The sequence below is a fragment of the Bacillus sp. SM2101 genome (assembly GCF_018588585.1).
Classification (GTDB): Bacteria; Bacillota; Bacilli; order Bacillales; family SM2101; genus Nanhaiella; species Nanhaiella sioensis.
Map to the genome: position 1 here is coordinate 1 of NZ_JAEUFG010000029.1, position 17,040 is coordinate 17,040.

Consider the following 17,040-nt stretch of genomic DNA (forward strand, 5'->3'; position numbering starts at 1 on the left):
AATTACGTCATCAACACTAACTAACCCTGGTTGAAACGATAACGCAGCTGATTCAGTTGTCAAATTAACCGTTGCAGATTCAATACCGTCCATGTTATTTACCACTTTTTCAATCCGCGTGGAGCAGGCAGCACATGTCATGCCGTATATATCAAGATCTACCTTCTCAGTCTGTACACCGTAGCCAAGTTTATTAATTTTTGACACTACATCTTCCGGCTTCACTGTATCAGCATTATACTTAATCGTTGCAGATTCCATTGCTAAATTAACATTCGCCTCTACACCGTCCATTTTGTTTAACATTTTTTCAATTCGTGTAGAACATGATGCACATGTCATCCCTGTTATTCCTAATTGTATTTGTTCTTGAGCAGGATTTGCTATTAATTCTGTTAATCCACTCATATTGATCATCTCCATTTAATGATTTATATATTACAAACTACGAAACTACACTAACACTATAAAAATTTTTATTGTACAACTGGTACATTTAACAGCTCCATAATCTCCTGTTTATTTGGTTCAAAACCAATAATATTTTTGTGAATTTTTTTCTTACCCCATATATTTTTATTATAAAAGACGAAGGAAGGAACAATTCTTGTACCAGAAATAGTCTTCAAATCATCTTCTAGTTTCAAATCTTTACTAACATCTTTATCAACATACGGGATCTGATGTAACGCTAGAAATCCCTTCGCTTGTTGGCAATCTGAGCATGTAGGCCTTGTATAAAGTTCAAGTATTAATTTATCAGTCATAAATATCTACCTTTCTATTATTTTTTAAAAATTGCGAATATGATTAATGAAATGATGGAAACACTAGCTAAAAAGATACTAATATAAGCAAAACCATCTGCAGAAGAAGCAATCATTATTCCTGCTATTGTTGGACCGACAGTTGATCCAAGAGATCTGAATAAACTAAGAAATCCTACTGATGTACCAGCCTCAGATATAGGTGTCTCTTGTATAATCAAAATATTTAAAGGAGCACCGATAATAATTCCAATTCCAAAGCCAATAATCGCAGAAACTACTAAAACATAGCTATAATTTATAGGGTTTATTAACAGTAGTGTTCCAATGGTTGTCAGAAGAAAGCCAATAAACAATACTTTCTTTGCGCCAATTTTTGTAACCATTTGACCTCCAACTACTGAGGCAATCATTGATGTAATAGCTAATGGCGCAACACCTAAAGCTGCACTTGCTTTGGAAATCATCATCTCAGTTTCTATAAATATAGGTAATAAATTAATTGTAGAGGCCATAATTACCCCTGATACCGCTGAGTAGAATAAAATAATAAGAGTATTCTTTTGTTTAAAGAAATGTATTTTAATAATTGGATCTGGTGCAGCTTTTTCTACGAATATCATAATTGGTATTAATATAACACCTATAATTAGGACATATATATTTACTGTTGTAATCCCAAGCATGATTGACAGAATGATAGCTGTCAGAAGCATAATACCTTTATAATCAATTGGATTTTTTATTATTTGTTGTTGTATCTTCACAAAACTCATGAGTACTACCACTAGAATTGCAATTGGAACATTGATTAAAAATATCCACTGCCAATCAAAGTTTTGAATGATATATCCTCCTACCATTGGGCCGAGAATGCTTCCGAATCCAAAAATGAGCCCTATCATACCCATAGCCTTTGCACGAGTTTCTTCTGGATAACTTACCGCTATAAATGCTGCAGTTATTGGAAATATTCCACCTGTTCCAATAGCTTGAATACTTCGCCCTATTAAAAACAGAACAAAGTTATGTGCTAATGCAGCAAACAATGATCCAATGCCAAATAGTCCAATACCAACAATAAAGATTAACTTTCTCCCGAATCGATCAGAGAATTTACCCATGAGGGGTATACTTACTGCAAATAGTAATGTATATATCGTAAAGCTCCAGACTCCCCACGAGGTATCAATATTATAAGTGAAGACAATTGAGCTTAGAGCAGGACCAACGATACCGTGGTCAAGTGCTCCCATGAATATCCCAATTAAAAACAGAGTCATTGCTATTTTTCTTTCATTCTTACTTACTATTGGCTTTTTTAAAGTAGCTTCCATGTTATTTACCTCCAAATGCGACCTCATTTTTATTCATATTATTAGGCTCTTTTCGTAAACTTTGTTGCTATTCTTAGAGATTGATCAACATTAGTGAAGGTAGAAAAGAGCCACGAATGCTAGATGTATACCCGCTTATACTTAGAACAAAAAGCAACAATTCATGTGAAAACAGCCTTTTATTAACAGTGAAGATAAATATCCTTCCCCATCATCGCTTGACAATCATTATCCATTTCAATCACCTCTTTAACTATATACTATACCCCTGTATGGTATACTGTCAATAAAAAGTTTTCAATTTTTTTCATTTAAATTCCAAATTTCATCTTAATTTACTTTACCTTAAGTTTTCTTAGATTATTAACTTACTTGTCAGCATTAAAAGGATACCTATAATTGTTACGGTTGATTATATCTTTTTTCAGAATGTTTAAAAATGTAAAAAAAGATGCTACTTGGATCATTTCGACTACCCATATCGTAAATATAGATATTTAACACGATGTTTTTATATGCTTTCAACTAAACGTTGTCCCTCAAAAGTATAAGTTTTCGTGGAAGACGGAGATATAACAGTAGCCTCTGGACCTTAATCCTGAGGCTAGAAGATATAATGACTATGGAGGTTTTAATTTACTGATCATAAGCTCATTCAGCGTATGTTATAAATCTTACTTGCAATTAATACTTTTACTCATTAGGGTATATAGGGAAAATTAACGTAATTTTAGTTCCTACCTCAACTGTTGATTCAACCTTAATCTCACCGTGATGAGAGTTTACAATTTCTTTTGCAATACTCATTCCTAACCCAACTCCTTCTATCTGTTCGTCTGTATTCGTCCCTCTGTAATACCTTTCAAACAAGTTTTGCTTCGTTTCTTCATCCATACCTTGTCCATTGTCAATAATTTGAACAAATGTTTCATTCAGTTTTTTTTCAACTTTCACTACAATTGAAATACCAGGTGGGTTGTGTTTGATCGCATTATATATTAAGTTATCTAGCATCCTTAGAAGCCATTTTCGATCACCTAAAATTTCTATATTGAGCTGACTGTACTTACCATTTATAATATTTTGACCAAGGGTCACATCTTTACTGAATTTTTTTAAAGTATGTTCAATAATTTCAACAATATTTATTGGTTCTAACTTTAACGGAAGTGTGTCATTTTTGAGCTGAAACACTAACGAAAAATCTTGGATGAGGTTTAACATATAGTCACCCTTTTCTCTTACCATGGCACCAACTTCTTGAAGCTCATTTGAACTCCATTCGTATTCTCCACTTTCAAGTATGTGACCGTACCCTTGAATCGTTGATAATGGGGTTCTTAAATCATGCGAAATACCTGTCATCCATTCCTCTCTTACTTTTTCAAGTCGTTTTCGTTCTCTCAAAGATTCTGATAGCTTTTCAGTGACATCATAAAAGGCTTGTATCACTTCTTGGTATAATCTGTATCGGTAACGAACTTTTCCTTTTTTATTAAATATCTTTTGTCTTTCCTTATCGGTAAATACCTGAGTGTATTCATCATGACCCATTCTTTCTAACCAGCTTATAAAAATGTGTAGTGGTTGACCATAGCGAAACGCATGCCATCCAGTTAAGGCTATAGCTAAAGATAGTAGCACACCACCCATAATGACTAATGTCAAAATAGCCTTTTTTATAAAAATTAATTGAATGACTTCATCTTCCTTTTTATTCAAATGCAACATCCAAATCGTATCCCACTTATTGTCATGATAAATGATTGCATCAGTTTCGTAGTTTCCGGGTTGTAATTTTCTACCTAAGACGTCTAAAGGCTTGTATGTTTGAGCATCGTCCTTATGACCAATTGATTGTACAATTTCACCATCATTATTTAAAATCTGAAGGTAGCCACCCATTTCTGCTAACACCTTTTCCAGATGGAATTTCGCTTCTTTTGCTAGTGCCTCATTGGAAGTAAATTGATTCACCCATGACTCCAACAGCTCCAAGTTTTTATCTTCATATCCTAATAAAAACAAATACGGATCATCAAAGAAAGTAGCGTCGTATTTATAATAAACTTTATATGTTTCATATTGATTAGCCTCTTCTATTTGGACAAGATCATTAATCGTATATTTATCATTTACATGTGACGGCGTATTAATTGCATACATGACTTCACCATCAAAATTAACAATTTGCAACCACATATTCTTCTTAGCTAACTCTCGATGCCAATCCGTTGAAAATTCTACTTTACCGTCAGCAATACTAGTTTCTGTATGTATCGATTCGAGTACACCAATGGGATAATTACTATGAATTTCTGATAATGCGATAAAACGTAAAAATATTAACAGAAAAATAACTAATACAACAAATATGAACAACACAAGCGTAATATATTGAAATGTGAATTGAAACGCAAATCTTCGTTTTATCGACTTTGATTTCAACTTCATTTCTTTTGCTCCTTCATAAGCTTATATCCTAATCCACGAACAGTTACTAAAAAGCGAGGATTACTAGGATCAGGCTCGATTCTCTCCCTTAGTCTCCTAATATGAACCATAACTGTATTATCATCAATCATCGTATCAAGACCCCACACCTTTTCAAATAACTCTTCTTTTGAAAACACACGATTAGGATTCTCACATAAGAATTGGAGTAAACGATAGATTTGTGGAGGACATGACACAACCTCTCCATTTACATTGAGCTCTTTTGTAATCTCATCTAAAATAAAGAAACCAAAATCATATAAATTTTCACGCTCTGAACTACTTGTTGTTAGTTGATTTCCACTCCTTCTATTGGCTGCTTTTATTCTAGCAACAATCTCTAACGGATTAAATGGTTTTGTAACATAATCGTCACCACCAATCGCAAAGCCTGTTAATACATCTAAATCAGATGTCCTTGCAGTTAAAAATAATATATGAGCATTTGTCATTGTTTTTATTTTTGGCAATGCTTCAAACCCTGATTGATCTGGAAGCATTACGTCTAGCACAATATAATCTATTTGTTCTTGCTCTAAAATAACCATTGTTTCATTAATAGAATGAGCTTTAAAGATTAGATTAAATCCTTCCTTCATCAACACCATTTCTAGCATTTTTACGATAGATTTCTCATCATCAACAATTAATACCCTCGAATTTTCCACCATGATTATCCACCTCATCTTAATATTACCATGTTAACCTTACGAGAATCTTAACGCGATACCTAATAATTAAGATAAAAATAAGGTGCTGTTTCATATGCAGTAAGGAATATCATTTATGCTATATTTAGAAAACTGAGCAAGGGGGAACTACAATGACGGTAAACAACCGAGTAAATATGATCGATGGTATAAGGGGCTTTAGTTTATTTGGAATATTAATGGCGAACCTACTAATCTTTCAATATGGTTTATTTGGAAAAGATGAAGTATCACTTCTTTCGTTATCAGCAACAGATTTATTTGCATATAAGTTGATAAAAATATTCATCGAAGGTAGTTTTATGCCCATTTTCACATTTTTATTTGGATATGGGATGATTAAAATGAAAGAAAGCATAGAGCGAAAGGAACTCAAAGTAAAAAGACATTTTGTGCGTCGTTTTATATTTTTGGGAGCTATTGGCCTAGTGCACAGTACATTGTTATGGGAAGGGGACATTCTACTCTTATATGGAATGATGGGGTTTTTTCTCTTATTGTTTATGAATCGAAAGAGTAAGACTGTCCTAGTATGGGGAATAGTTTTACTGTTACTTACCTCACTCTTCGGGTATGGAAGTGAAGCTGGAACTATTGAAGACAAAGCTATTTTAGAACAATACGTAAAAGATACATTTGAGATATATGGTAGTGGTACTTATAATGAAATAACATATCATAGAAACAACGTTGACCCGCTTAATTTGCCTGATTATATGTACCTTATTTTATTATTATTAGCGCCTATTGCTTCGGCACCTTTATTCTTGCTTGGGATGTACGCCGCAAAGAAACAACGCTTCACAGATCCAGCAAAAGAACATGATTTATATATTAAATACGCACTATTTTTTGTACCAATCGGTCTATTACTAAAAAGCTTAGTTTACATTATTCCAAATCAATCTTGGGTCGGTATTGGTTCATTACTCGGGGCAAATATGTTATCACTAGGCTATATCTATTTAATGGCACTCGGTTATAAGCAAGGTACTTTACTATTTAAGTCATTTGAAGCTGTTGGCAAGTTATCAATGACAAATTACTTACTACAAACTGTTATCTGTACAACTATCTTTTATGGTTATGGTTTCGGCTTATTTGGAAAACTAGGAATAGTTAATGCGTTTTTCCTCGGCATCATCATTTACTCCTTACAGGTTTCCCTTAGCTACCTATACTTAAAGAGATTCAGATCTGGACCATTCGAAAAAATGATACGTATTTGGACATATTTCACCCTTTCAGGTAAACCGAGAATTAAAGCAGCAATAGAAAATAAACGAATTGCATAAGAATATCCTGTGAAAAAAAAGAAGGTCTTTACAAATTCGGAGTGGTTTATTCCAATATGTGTAATCTCAGGCATGATTTCAACTTTCATAATTAAGTATATAATTTCAATCTTTTTTCATATGAATTTTTCAATAATAAAAAAAGCTGTTGCTATGGTGTACATTCCCATAGCAACAGCTTTAAACTTTCATGACAGATTTATATAATTAAGCTACCTTCTTAACCTCTAAGGAATTTTTATTTTTCAGCGCATATATTGCTGACATAACCAATAATATACCTGCTAAAATAAAAACAAACCTTATATTGTAATGCTCTGAAATATAACCAAAAAATAGTGTTGATAAACCAAATGTTATCGCAGTTAACGCACTTTGAGCTGCGTATACCTTTGGTAACATATCTGCTGAGGTACTTTGTTGTATGCCTGTTTGTAAGCTAATTCCCTTTATTTGTTCAAATAATCCAAACATAGCTGATATAATAAGAGCCATCCAAGCATTTGAATTAACACCAAAAAGAAATGGCATGACACTTATTACAAATGATGTCATAATAATTGTCTTTGTCATATGTTTTTCGATCATAGTAGAGAATTTCATTCCAACTACACCACCAATTAAAAGACCGACAAAGAAACTTACATTAATATAGCCCCACCATTTTTCAGATTCTTGTAAGACTTCATAGACGAACACGTAAAGAATAGCAGCAATCCATACTACATGAGCAATTGATTCTATAAACAACATAACATGAATATTTCTAAGAGAAGGATTCCTCCAAATGATTGCCCATCCTTCTTTTAGCACATACCAAAAGGCTTTCTCTTTATCCTTACTTATTTCGTGCTGAGTTTCGTCAATAATACCAAACATCATCAATGTCGATACGAAATATAACAACAAAGTCAGCCATATCACATATGAGCCACTTAATGCTGCTACCAAAATGCCTCCGAAAGCCCAGCCACCTAACTGTATAATCTGATCTACACTTGCAAGAAAGCTATTTGCTCTAACCAGTTCTTTAGAACTTACAAGCCTCGGTAACATGGCATCCCGAGCCGGATTAGCCCATCCATCAAAGAAAGAAATGGTAAAAGCAAATGTGATAACAATAAATGGAGACATCGCTTCAATTTGCATATACACATAAAGCGACAATAATAATAACAATACTGTTTTAATTACTTGAGAGCTTACTAGTAATGATTTTAACTTTAAACGATTTATTAATATTGGTGCAAAAATTCCACTTATAAACCTGGCAAAAGTAATTGCAAAAGGTAAGAAGGCTAAATAGAATGGCGAGCCAGTGGAACTGTATAGTAAAGATATTAGCGCAACAATATAAAGGACATCGCCAACATCTGCAAATGATTGACCTATCCATAAATACTTAAATGATTTACTTTTCATTTTTACTACCCCTTTGTATTTCAAATTTTATTGGTTTGGGGTAGTCACCTACATTCATTTCACTCCGTTCCTTATTAATAAAATATGTATTATATCAATTCATTACTCGCTTCAAAGGCAGAAACGGGTTTGTTTAAGCTCCTCTGGGTATACGCTATGAGGCCATTCATAACTAAGATCATTGAACAGATTACAAGTCCTAAATTTGCGTTAACAAATTGCGCGACTCCACCAGCAAACAGATTAGCTACAATTGCTACTAAACTTGAAATAAATAATCCAGCGCTACTTACCCTTGCCAAATAAGCTGTTGGAGTAACTGTTTGTCTACCTGCACCATTAATAACGAATGCCATTGACAATGCACCATCGAAGATGAACATCCCAATAAATGCAGGAACAAAACTGGTTGATAATACAATTAATAAAACTCCTATTCCAGATGTAAGTATAAGGCTTCCATATAGCATATTCCAATTAACTAATTTCACTTTGCGCATGAGAATAACACCAAATATATTCCCTAAACCAGCTGCTGAGAGCAACAGACCCGTTTGTACATCATTTAAGTGTAAAACCTGTGAAGCATATACAATGACCAATAAAACGACCGCATAGGATGAAAAGTTTAGCACAGTATGGTTAAGTGTTACAAACCTGTGAAGACGATTTCCAAACAAAAACCTAACACCTTGTAGCCCCTCATTGACCTTCTGTTTTCCACTCACGTTACGAGCAGCCTTTTCAACTGGCTCTTTTACAACGAGAAAAAATATTGCAATGAAAGATAGTAAAAATGACAAAGCATCAATGCTTAGCGTCCATGCTCCACCAATGACAGTTAAAGCAATACCAGCCAGAGCAGGACCTACTAAAGTACTTACCGCATCTGCACCTTCCAAATAATTATGTGCGTCAACTAAATTTTGACGTTGTACTACACGTGGTAGCATCGCATTAAATGAAATTCGAAAGAAAACTCCTGCTAAACCAGTCAAAAGCAGGATACCAGATACGTACCATAAATTAAACGTTCCGAAAAAGATGGTGGCAACTAACATAAACATCGTCAATGCTCGAATAAGCCCACTTACTAACGCAACTGCTTTCTTTGATCTTTGCTCAATCCGAACACCTGCCGGTATAGAAAATAATAGCGGTGCAATGTGAGTACTTACCGCAACAACTCCAGCCTTCAACGGTGAGTCTGTCACTTGTAAAATAATTAATGGTATGACAAGCTCACTAAAACGATTTCCAAATATCGAAACGAGTTGACCTGACCATAACAGTAGAAAGTTTCTATTTTTGAACATCCTAACACCTCTAACAAACTTCTATTCAATTTTTATATTAGAAATAAACTTTCTCTCACATTGAACTTAGCTCCTGTAATGTATTATTGTTAGGTCATAATCATATTTCATAATTATTAAAATTTTTATATAATTACTAATATAACACAATTATGCATTTATATTACATAACATCTTACCACCATTGCCTAAACCATCATTTAAACAAACGTTTGATTAAACTCTTACTGTCGTACTAATAACTAAGTGAAAACAGCATGAACTAAAGCTGGTCCGCGTTGCAATTACAAATATATATCAATAACTCGACAACAATCTAAGAGTAATCCATTAAAACTATGAAGTAAGAAAGGAGAATATATGTATTCATTAAAGCCGATCGCTTACGTTAAAAATAATAGAGAAGAAATAGCAGATGACAATTGAGGAGATGTATTATCATTAATAGAACTAACAGAAGATTTTTCAGAAGAGAGCTTATTAGGAATTGAAGAATTTTCTCACATTGACGTCATTTTTTTATTCGACAAGGTGGCTGATAGTCACACCCACTTCTCAGCAAGACATCCCCGCAATAATCAGAACTATCCAAAGGTCGGCATCTTGGCTCAGCGTGGTAAAAACCGCCCGAACAAACTCGGCTTAACTACTGTAAAGTTAGTAAAACGAGAAGGCAAGACACTGTTTGTAACAGGTCTAGATGCAATTCATAACACACCAGTCATAGACATCAAACCTGTTATGGAAGAGTTTTTACCTAAAGGAACAATTAAACAGCCGAGGTGGTCGATAGATTTAATGACTAATTATTGGAAAGAACAATAACAAGAGGAAATGAAGGCTTTTAATATGTAGAGACATGGTCATTCGACAACAGCTCTAGGAAAAGGTGAGATACCTTACCCTTATATGTAAATACGAAAAACAACAACCTACGCCGAAACCAGCCTTATTAAATCATCTATAGTACCTATACATTTCTCTATGCCATTTAAGTGATAAAAGGTAGTTGTAGTTTCAAAGTCATTTATATCTTCACTTTCTGAATAAAGATAAACCTTTTTCCCTCTGCCAAGTGCGATACCTAATTCAACATGACTACCTTTACCTGCTGGGAATAAAACTACTAAAAAATCAGCTTCACATACTGCATCTTTCTCTTTTTGACCAATATGCCTAAGCTGATCAATAGTCAATGTCCTGTTATTTTTAGTCCAATCATACGTTTGAGTATAGCCTTTAGCTATTAGTTTTTCACTCACATACTTCACAAAACCATGCGTGTTTGGCGATAACCTACTAAAACTACAGTAATATCTTCAATAAACATTACGATAACGCTAGTTATTACTAAGCACAGATTATTAAGGGTGTACATACAAAAAAGGTGTCTCTTAACGTTAATTATAAGACACCCCTCATCTTCATCTTATTTCATCCAATTAACAGTTAAACATGCGCACCTTCAATTTTTTGAAAAACTCGCTCAAAACGATTAAGTGCATCATCAATCACTTCATCAGTATCTGCCAAGCTAGTATATAGTCTACTTCCTGCCAGCGAAACGATTCCTTCCGCCATATAAGCAGCACCCATCTCCTCCATCATGTGCTTCCGTTTTTTAATTTCGCCGAGTGCACTTAAAATATTGATTCCTAATTTGACAAACATCGCTGCCGCAGTTTCTAGATGACATATAGATCCTTGGTTAAAGGCGACAAAAGGTAGATTATATTTATTAATAAGTTCATTAAGCCCCTTCGTTAAACGATCCCCTGCCCTTCCTGCAACTTCACATGCGTTTGTTTTCTCAATTTCTAGTATTGTATAGTAGCCAGCAAGTGCACTTAACGGATTTGCTGCTAATGTTCCGCCAACATATGCTCTTTTTTTACCACTTTCCAAACCTGCAGCAAGTCGTTCAATTAAATCCTTTCGACCTCCAATACCGCCCGCAGCTGGATACCCACCAGCAATTACTTTTCCAAACACCGTCAAATCTGGTTTTACATCAAAATAGCCTTGAGCTCCTCCTAAACCTATGCGAAAACCAGTTACAACCTCATCGAATATGAGCAGAGCACCAAACTCATCACAAAGTTTGCGAACTTCATGATTGTAATCTTTGTATATCGGTCTCGTACCGCTCTCTGGACCAACTGGTTCAACTATTACACAAGCTGTACCACCCTTTAGCTTATTAAGCTGTAGCTGCCTTCTTAATGCACCTAAGTTATTTGGCTTTACTTCTTGCGTATGCCTAGTACTTGCTCGAGGTATACCGTGTGCTTCAAATCTACCTGTACCTGGGATCTTTAATCCATAAACCATTTGGTCACTCCAGCCATGATACGCACCGCCAATTTTGACAACCTTTTTCTTCCCTGTTGCAAGTCTAGCAATTCTGATTGAAGCCATCACGGCTTCTGTACCACTTCCTAGCATACGAAACATTTCTACTGCAGGCATGTGTTTATTAATTAACTTTGCAATCTTAAATTCATATTCGTGGAATAGTCCAGTAACAGGTCCACAATCATTTAATAATTCAATTACTTTTTCTCTAACTGGTTTATAATTACTCCCCAAAATAATGGGCCCACCTGATTGTAGAAAATCAATATATTTATTCCCATCAATATCCCACAAATAAGCTCCTTCTGCTTTGTTTACGACAATAGGGTATGGATAATTAAACGCTAAATTATGCTGCACACCACCAGGAATATATTTTTTTGCCTCTGTAATCATTTCTTTAGATTTACTACATTTAGTTTCATAGTAATCTAGATATTCTTTCATCGCTTCACGTTTAATCGGCCTTATCGGCTGTTGCATTAAATGATCAAGTTTGTTGTAAATTTCCGCTGTATCGTGCCATGTTGAGATTGCGTATCCTTTCTTTTCCATAGAAAGACACCCCTTTATTCTTCGGTAATTCCTTTAAAAATCATATCTAAAATGTGATCTAATTCCGAAGTTGCACCTACTTTAGAATCTTCTTCAAGCCACCTGAATAAGAGCCCATAATAACTACCCATAATTAACGTAACGATCTCACTTTGTGAAAAAGTTGCTTTGATCTCACCTTTTTCCTGACTTTCTCTAATTAAGTTTTCTAATATTCTTCTAATTTGCAAGTAAGGAGTTTCTTTATCACTTTTATTAATAATTGATGAGAAAACTACACGCCCTGTAAGCTGTAAATAGGGTAAAGAATCTTCTAGAAGTCTAAGCATAATGGTTCTAATCTTTTCAATTGTTTGCGAGGATTTATAAAGTGGGTCGTCCATTAAATCTAATAGATCAGCTACTTCTTCTTCTGCAATTCCAATCAACAAACTTTCTTTATTCGGAAAATGCTTAAAAAAAGTACTCTTTGCGATATCTGACATTTCTGTAATGTCTTCTATTGATGTTTTCTCATAGCCTTTATCTCGGAATAAATAACGTGCTGACTTGAGAATATTTGTTGTGGTTTTCATTTTCTTACGCTCTCGCCTGGATAGGTTATACGAACTATGATTGTTAATGTTTTTTCCTCCTAGTTACGCTTTTTCCTAGGCTCTTTTCGTATACATTGAAGCTATTACTAATTTCTTAAGTGTTCAATGGGATTGTATAGGATAATCATTGTATTTAAGATGAGGATACGTGTTATTCCTTCATACGAAAACAGCCTTTTCCTAATAACGGTATTATATATCAGTCTATTTTTATTGTAAAGTCTGAATATAAAATATATTCTAATTATATACTTGATTATTAAATCGTACTAAGGTATACTTTTCTCAGAAAAAACTATTTCCATATTTGGAATAGCATATATAATATAGTTAGAGGCTTTTCTATTATGTGTATTTTTCTGAATTTTCAGTACTGTTTATGCCACCTTCATCTACCATGACTCCATATTAAAAGTAAAATATGCATCACCACTGCGCTTACAACTACAGGAATCTATTATTTTCCAAACACTTTATCATGAACTTTGTAGCATTCGTTACTTATTGTCATTACAAGATCGAAAAATTATCAGTAGAAGAAAAGATGCTGTAATTTAATTGGCTACGGTGTATTTCTTAGTAACACAAATCAATACGAATGTAGCCTTTAATCTATTAGTGGAGGTTTTGTATGGGGGGGAAATACTTAATTTCTCATGATGTAGGTACGAGTTCCAATAAAACAGTTCTTGTAAATACAAACGGAAAAATCATTGCTAGTGCTACTGCTTCCTATCCTTTACTCACACCACACCCAAATTGGGTAGAGCAACAACCTGAAGACTATTGGAACGCAATCATTAAAACGACAAAACAAGTGTTAGAATTAGCAAGCGTATCACCACAAGAAGTATTAGGAATCATTTTCACGACTCAAGCAATGGGTATAATACCCATTAATAGCGATGGTCAAGTATTACGACCTAATATATCGTGGGTAGATGGTCGAGCTGAACTGCAAGCAAAAAGAATTATGAGGAAATTTCTAGGCGAACAGCTTTTTAAAGCGGTTGTTGGCGTAAAATTAATGGGCAAAGATGTGATCCCAAAACTTCTATGGATCAAAGAAAAGGAACCTACGGTATATCATGAAACGAAGTATTTTTTAGACGTAAATGGCTTTCTTAAATTTAAATCAACCGGCAATCCAGTCATTGAATGGTCTGGTGCATCATCCTATGGGTTTGACTTAAAGAAAAAAGATTGGTTAAAGTTCTTCTTTCAACTTTGTGGTATTGATACGAATAAACTTCCACCTCTTGTGCGCTCAATAGATAATGTTGGTGGCCTTACTAAAGAGGCTGCTGATGCAATGGGATTGCTTCAAGGGACCCCTGTCTTCGGTGGTTGTGATGACGTGCAAAGTGCTGCAGTTGGTGCCAATGCAGTTGGTGAAGGGGAAGCCCATATTTACCTCGGGACTTCTGCATGGGTATGTGTTTCAACTTCAAAAAACTTAAAGCATAAAAATGGTGCTGCTGTTATTCAAAGTGCTGATCCCAACATGGCTCATGTTGTGGGTATTACTGAAGCTGCTGGATCTTGTATCCAATGGATTGCTGATCAATTCTACTCTCACGAACAGCAAGATCCGAATGTTGATAATATATTTGATCTTATGGATGAAGATGTAAAGAAAATCCCTCCTGGTTCTGACTATTTAGTTTGTACACCTTGGATGCTAGGAGAAAGATGTCCAGTGAGTACTACTACCACTAGGGCCACATTATTTAATATAAGCCTAGAACATACAAGGGAACATATGATGAGAGCTGTCTATGAAGGTGTCTCTTACAACTTAAGTTGGATTTTAGAAAACTTCAAACGTGATTACGGGTTTGATGTTTCAACATTAAAGTTAATTGGAGGAGGCTCCCTTGACAACCAATGGATGCAAATATTATCAGATGTAACACAAAAGCCTGTCACCACAGTGTTACAACCACAAATGGCCGGTGCGGTTGGTGGAGCAATTTGTGCAGCGATTGGACTTGGTATCTATGATGATTTTAACTGTGTTAATGATTTAATAAAAACGGATAAACATTATGAACCCAATGTACAAAATGCTCAAATCTATAGTCAGTTATTATCCTCATATAAATCAATCTACTACTCTTTAAAACAATCTTATGCCGATTTAAATTCGGCTCGATTCTAACAGAAGACTCTTTTCCGTATACATCGTTTGCTATTTCCACAATACTACTCAAGTTATAGAAAAGATAACTAGAAAATCTACCTAATAAAAAATGATATGGAGGTTGGTATGGAAAAACCTAAAGTCTACCGTTACAGATGGGTTATTCTTATTTCAATGATTCCAATTCTTGCTACAACCAATTTATTTTGGTTAACTTTCGCTCCAATTACTCGTATCGCAGAAGATTATTACAACGTTTCTAGTCTTAGCATCGCATTTTTATCAATATGTTTTATGGTTGTGTATATCATAATGACCTTACCAGCTTCTTGGCTCGTTGATACGTATGGTTTTCGCATCGCTGTTGCAGTTGGCGCTATTATTACTGCTGTATTTGGCCTATCAAGAGGGTTTATGTCGTCAAGCTTTACTATAGTAGTTATTTCACAAATCGGTGTTGCTATCGGTCAGCCATTTCTAACGAATTCCATAACAAAGGCTGCTGCACGTTGGTTTCCTGTTGATGAAAGGGCTACCGCTACAGGAATTGCATCTATGGCTACTTATATCGGGATGATTATTGCCTTAGTGTTAACCCCAATCCTTACTGACCAGTACGGCTTAGAAAGTATGTTGAGTATATATGGTATTGTTGCGCTCATCTCTGCTTGTATATTTTTAGTTTTATCCAAAGAGCATCCACCGACATCTCCAAGTATTGATAAAGAGACAGAACAAACCTTTTCATTTAAAGGGTTACAGCAAATGTTATACAAAAGAGATTTTATCGTGTTAATGGCGTGTGTTTTTATCGTAATGGGCGTATTCAATGCAGTGATGACATGGATTGAAAATATCCTTAGTCCTAGAGGTGTCACCCCTTCTCAAGCAGGTATCGCTGGCGGTGTATTAGTTATACTAGGCCTCGTTGGAGCTGTTATCCTCCCAATTATTTCAGATCGTCTCCATCAACGCCGTTTACTTTTAATCATTCCATTAATCGCATCTATACCTGGTTTTATTGGGCTTACTTTTTTTCACCAATATAGCTTAATCCTTCTGTCTTGTGCATTTCTAGGATTTTTCATGATGGGAGTTGGTCCAATCGCTTTTCAATATGGCGCAGAGATCGCTAATCCAATCCCAGAAGGTACATCCTATGGCATGCTTATGCTAATGGGGCAAATTTCAGGTGTGATATTCACTTATAGTATGGATGCATTTAGAGTTAGTTCAACTGGATCACTAACGCCTGCCATGATCATACTTATAGGTTTAATGTTAATTGGGTTATTTCTGACGTCTAAATTAAATGAATCAACGATGATTTTATCAAGTGAACATAAGGAGGAAATGTAATGGAAGTTACTGAAGTGAAGAAGATGGTTTGTGACGCAGGAAAGAGACTACTTTCCAGCGGACTTGTAGAAGGAACTTGGGGAAATATTAGTGCAAGAGTTGATGAGAACACAATGGTTATCACACCAAGTGGTAAAAATTATGCAGATCAAACATCTGATGATATGGTCGTTGTCAATTTGGAGGATTTAACATATGAAGGTGAGCTAAAACCTTCCACAGAATGTGGCTTACATGCGGAAATATATAAGGAAAGAAAAAATGTAAATTCCGTTATTCATACTCATTCCCTTCACGGGTGTACAGTTGCCGCTGCTCGTAAAGAAATCCCTCCAATATTAGATGATATGGTACAAATTGTAGGGCCGAGTATTAGAGTGGCTAACTACGCAATATCAGGCACAAAAAAACTCACAAAAAACGTTATTAAAGCACTTAAAGGCAGAAATGGTGCTCTATTAGCTAATCACGGTACAATTTGTGTAGGCAGATCGATTGACGAAGCATTCGTTACGTGTCAAGTACTTGAAAAAGCATGTCGGATATTTATTGATGTACAAAGTATCGGTGGTGCGGCTCAAATAAATAAAGTAGAAGCCATTGCAATGCACCAATATTATTTAAAAAAATATTCTAAAAGACAGTCAATATAACACTTTAATAACAAAGAGGCTGATACATGTAAGTGA

General features: G+C 34.9%; 14 protein-coding genes and 1 pseudogene. 5 read left to right on the forward strand and 10 right to left on the reverse strand.

The window, feature by feature from the left end:
• The 5 genes from JM172_RS20035 to JM172_RS20055 all read right to left on the reverse strand — a co-directional run.
• Window positions 1-417, reverse strand: a 417-nt coding sequence (locus JM172_RS20035; protein WP_284730489.1) for a copper ion binding protein, incomplete at its 3' end; no start/stop codon positions are given.
• 59 nt (window positions 418-476) lie between these two features.
• Entirely contained in the window at window positions 477-767 is a 291-nt protein-coding gene (locus JM172_RS20040) for a glutaredoxin family protein (RefSeq protein ID WP_214484154.1), read from the reverse strand.
• 17 nt (window positions 768-784) lie between these two features.
• A complete protein-coding gene (locus JM172_RS20045) occupies window positions 785-2,104 on the reverse strand; it encodes an MFS transporter (RefSeq protein WP_214484155.1) in 1,320 nt (439 codons plus the stop codon).
• 693 nt (window positions 2,105-2,797) lie between these two features.
• Window positions 2,798-4,558: a sensor histidine kinase gene (locus tag JM172_RS20050; RefSeq protein ID WP_214484156.1), complete on the reverse strand. Its 1,761-nt coding sequence runs from the start codon at window positions 4,556-4,558 to the stop codon at window positions 2,798-2,800.
• Window positions 4,555-5,268 (reverse strand): response regulator transcription factor, encoded by a 714-nt coding sequence (locus JM172_RS20055; RefSeq protein WP_214484157.1) that lies wholly within the window; start codon window positions 5,266-5,268, stop codon window positions 4,555-4,557. Before JM172_RS20055 ends, JM172_RS20050 begins: the two co-directional genes overlap by 4 nt.
• Window positions 5,269-5,423: 155 nt before the next feature.
• On the opposite strand from JM172_RS20055, the gene JM172_RS20060 reads away from it, so the two are divergent.
• Entirely contained in the window at window positions 5,424-6,605 is a 1,182-nt protein-coding gene (locus JM172_RS20060; protein ID WP_214484158.1) for a DUF418 domain-containing protein, read from the forward strand.
• 207 nt (window positions 6,606-6,812) lie between these two features.
• On the opposite strand, the gene JM172_RS20065 is transcribed toward JM172_RS20060, so the two are convergent.
• Both JM172_RS20065 and JM172_RS20070 read right to left on the reverse strand, forming a co-directional pair.
• A complete protein-coding gene (locus JM172_RS20065) occupies window positions 6,813-8,027 on the reverse strand; it encodes an MFS transporter (RefSeq protein ID WP_214484159.1) in 1,215 nt (404 codons plus the stop codon).
• A gap of 89 nt (window positions 8,028-8,116) precedes the next feature.
• Window positions 8,117-9,343, reverse strand: a complete 1,227-nt coding sequence (locus JM172_RS20070) for an MFS transporter (RefSeq protein WP_214484160.1) — start codon at window positions 9,341-9,343, stop codon at window positions 8,117-8,119.
• A 360-nt stretch (window positions 9,344-9,703) separates the two neighbouring features.
• On the opposite strand from JM172_RS20070, the pseudogene JM172_RS20075 reads away from it, so the two are divergent.
• Window positions 9,704-10,168, forward strand: a pseudogene (locus JM172_RS20075) (SAM-dependent methyltransferase).
• Between the two features lie 107 nt (window positions 10,169-10,275).
• On the opposite strand, the gene JM172_RS20080 reads toward JM172_RS20075, so the two are convergent.
• The 3 genes from JM172_RS20080 to JM172_RS20090 all read right to left on the reverse strand — a co-directional run bounded on the left by JM172_RS20080 (window position 10,276) and on the right by JM172_RS20090 (window position 12,828).
• Window positions 10,276-10,614 carry a group-specific protein gene (locus tag JM172_RS20080; RefSeq protein WP_214484161.1) on the reverse strand — a complete coding sequence of 113 codons (339 nt, stop codon included), beginning with the start codon at window positions 10,612-10,614 and terminating at the stop codon, window positions 10,276-10,278.
• 178 nt (window positions 10,615-10,792) lie between these two features.
• Complete coding sequence (locus JM172_RS20085) at window positions 10,793-12,253, reverse strand: aspartate aminotransferase family protein (RefSeq protein ID WP_214484162.1); 1,461 nt, start codon at window positions 12,251-12,253, stop codon at window positions 10,793-10,795.
• 14 nt (window positions 12,254-12,267) lie between these two features.
• Window positions 12,268-12,828, reverse strand: coding sequence for a TetR/AcrR family transcriptional regulator (locus JM172_RS20090; RefSeq protein WP_214484163.1), 561 nt, complete (start codon window positions 12,826-12,828; stop codon window positions 12,268-12,270).
• A gap of 652 nt (window positions 12,829-13,480) precedes the next feature.
• On the opposite strand from JM172_RS20090, the gene JM172_RS20095 reads away from it, so the two are divergent.
• From JM172_RS20095 to JM172_RS20105, 3 genes are all read left to right on the forward strand, one after another.
• Window positions 13,481-15,010 (forward strand): xylulokinase, encoded by a 1,530-nt coding sequence (locus JM172_RS20095; protein WP_214484164.1) that lies wholly within the window; start codon window positions 13,481-13,483, stop codon window positions 15,008-15,010.
• Window positions 15,011-15,118: 108 nt separating this feature from the next.
• A complete protein-coding gene (locus JM172_RS20100; RefSeq protein WP_214484165.1) occupies window positions 15,119-16,351 on the forward strand; it encodes an MFS transporter in 1,233 nt (410 codons plus the stop codon).
• Entirely contained in the window at window positions 16,351-17,004 is a 654-nt protein-coding gene (locus JM172_RS20105) for a class II aldolase/adducin family protein (protein ID WP_214484166.1), read from the forward strand. The genes JM172_RS20100 and JM172_RS20105 overlap by 1 nt, the downstream gene beginning before the upstream one ends.
• Window positions 17,005-17,040 lie beyond the last annotated feature (36 nt).

Excerpts from the sequence above, each read along its gene's own strand:
- JM172_RS20065 (WP_214484159.1), bottom strand. The coding sequence starts at position 8,027 with ATGAAAAGTAAATCATTTAAGTATTTATGGATAGGTCAATCATTTGCA.
- JM172_RS20085 (WP_214484162.1), bottom strand. The coding sequence starts at position 12,253 with ATGGAAAAGAAAGGATACGCAATCTCAACATGGCACGATACAGCGGAA.
- JM172_RS20105 (WP_214484166.1), top strand. The coding sequence starts at position 16,351 with ATGGAAGTTACTGAAGTGAAGAAGATGGTTTGTGACGCAGGAAAGAGA.
- JM172_RS20095 (WP_214484164.1), top strand. The coding sequence starts at position 13,481 with ATGGGGGGGAAATACTTAATTTCTCATGATGTAGGTACGAGTTCCAAT.
- JM172_RS20090 (WP_214484163.1), bottom strand. The coding sequence starts at position 12,828 with ATGAAAACCACAACAAATATTCTCAAGTCAGCACGTTATTTATTCCGA.
- JM172_RS20045 (WP_214484155.1), bottom strand. The coding sequence starts at position 2,104 with ATGGAAGCTACTTTAAAAAAGCCAATAGTAAGTAAGAATGAAAGAAAA.
- JM172_RS20070 (WP_214484160.1), bottom strand. The coding sequence starts at position 9,343 with ATGTTCAAAAATAGAAACTTTCTACTGTTATGGTCAGGTCAACTCGTT.
- JM172_RS20060 (WP_214484158.1), top strand. The coding sequence starts at position 5,424 with ATGACGGTAAACAACCGAGTAAATATGATCGATGGTATAAGGGGCTTT.
- JM172_RS20100 (WP_214484165.1), top strand. The coding sequence starts at position 15,119 with ATGGAAAAACCTAAAGTCTACCGTTACAGATGGGTTATTCTTATTTCA.
- JM172_RS20050 (WP_214484156.1), bottom strand. The coding sequence starts at position 4,558 with ATGAAGTTGAAATCAAAGTCGATAAAACGAAGATTTGCGTTTCAATTC.
- JM172_RS20040 (WP_214484154.1), bottom strand. The coding sequence starts at position 767 with ATGACTGATAAATTAATACTTGAACTTTATACAAGGCCTACATGCTCA.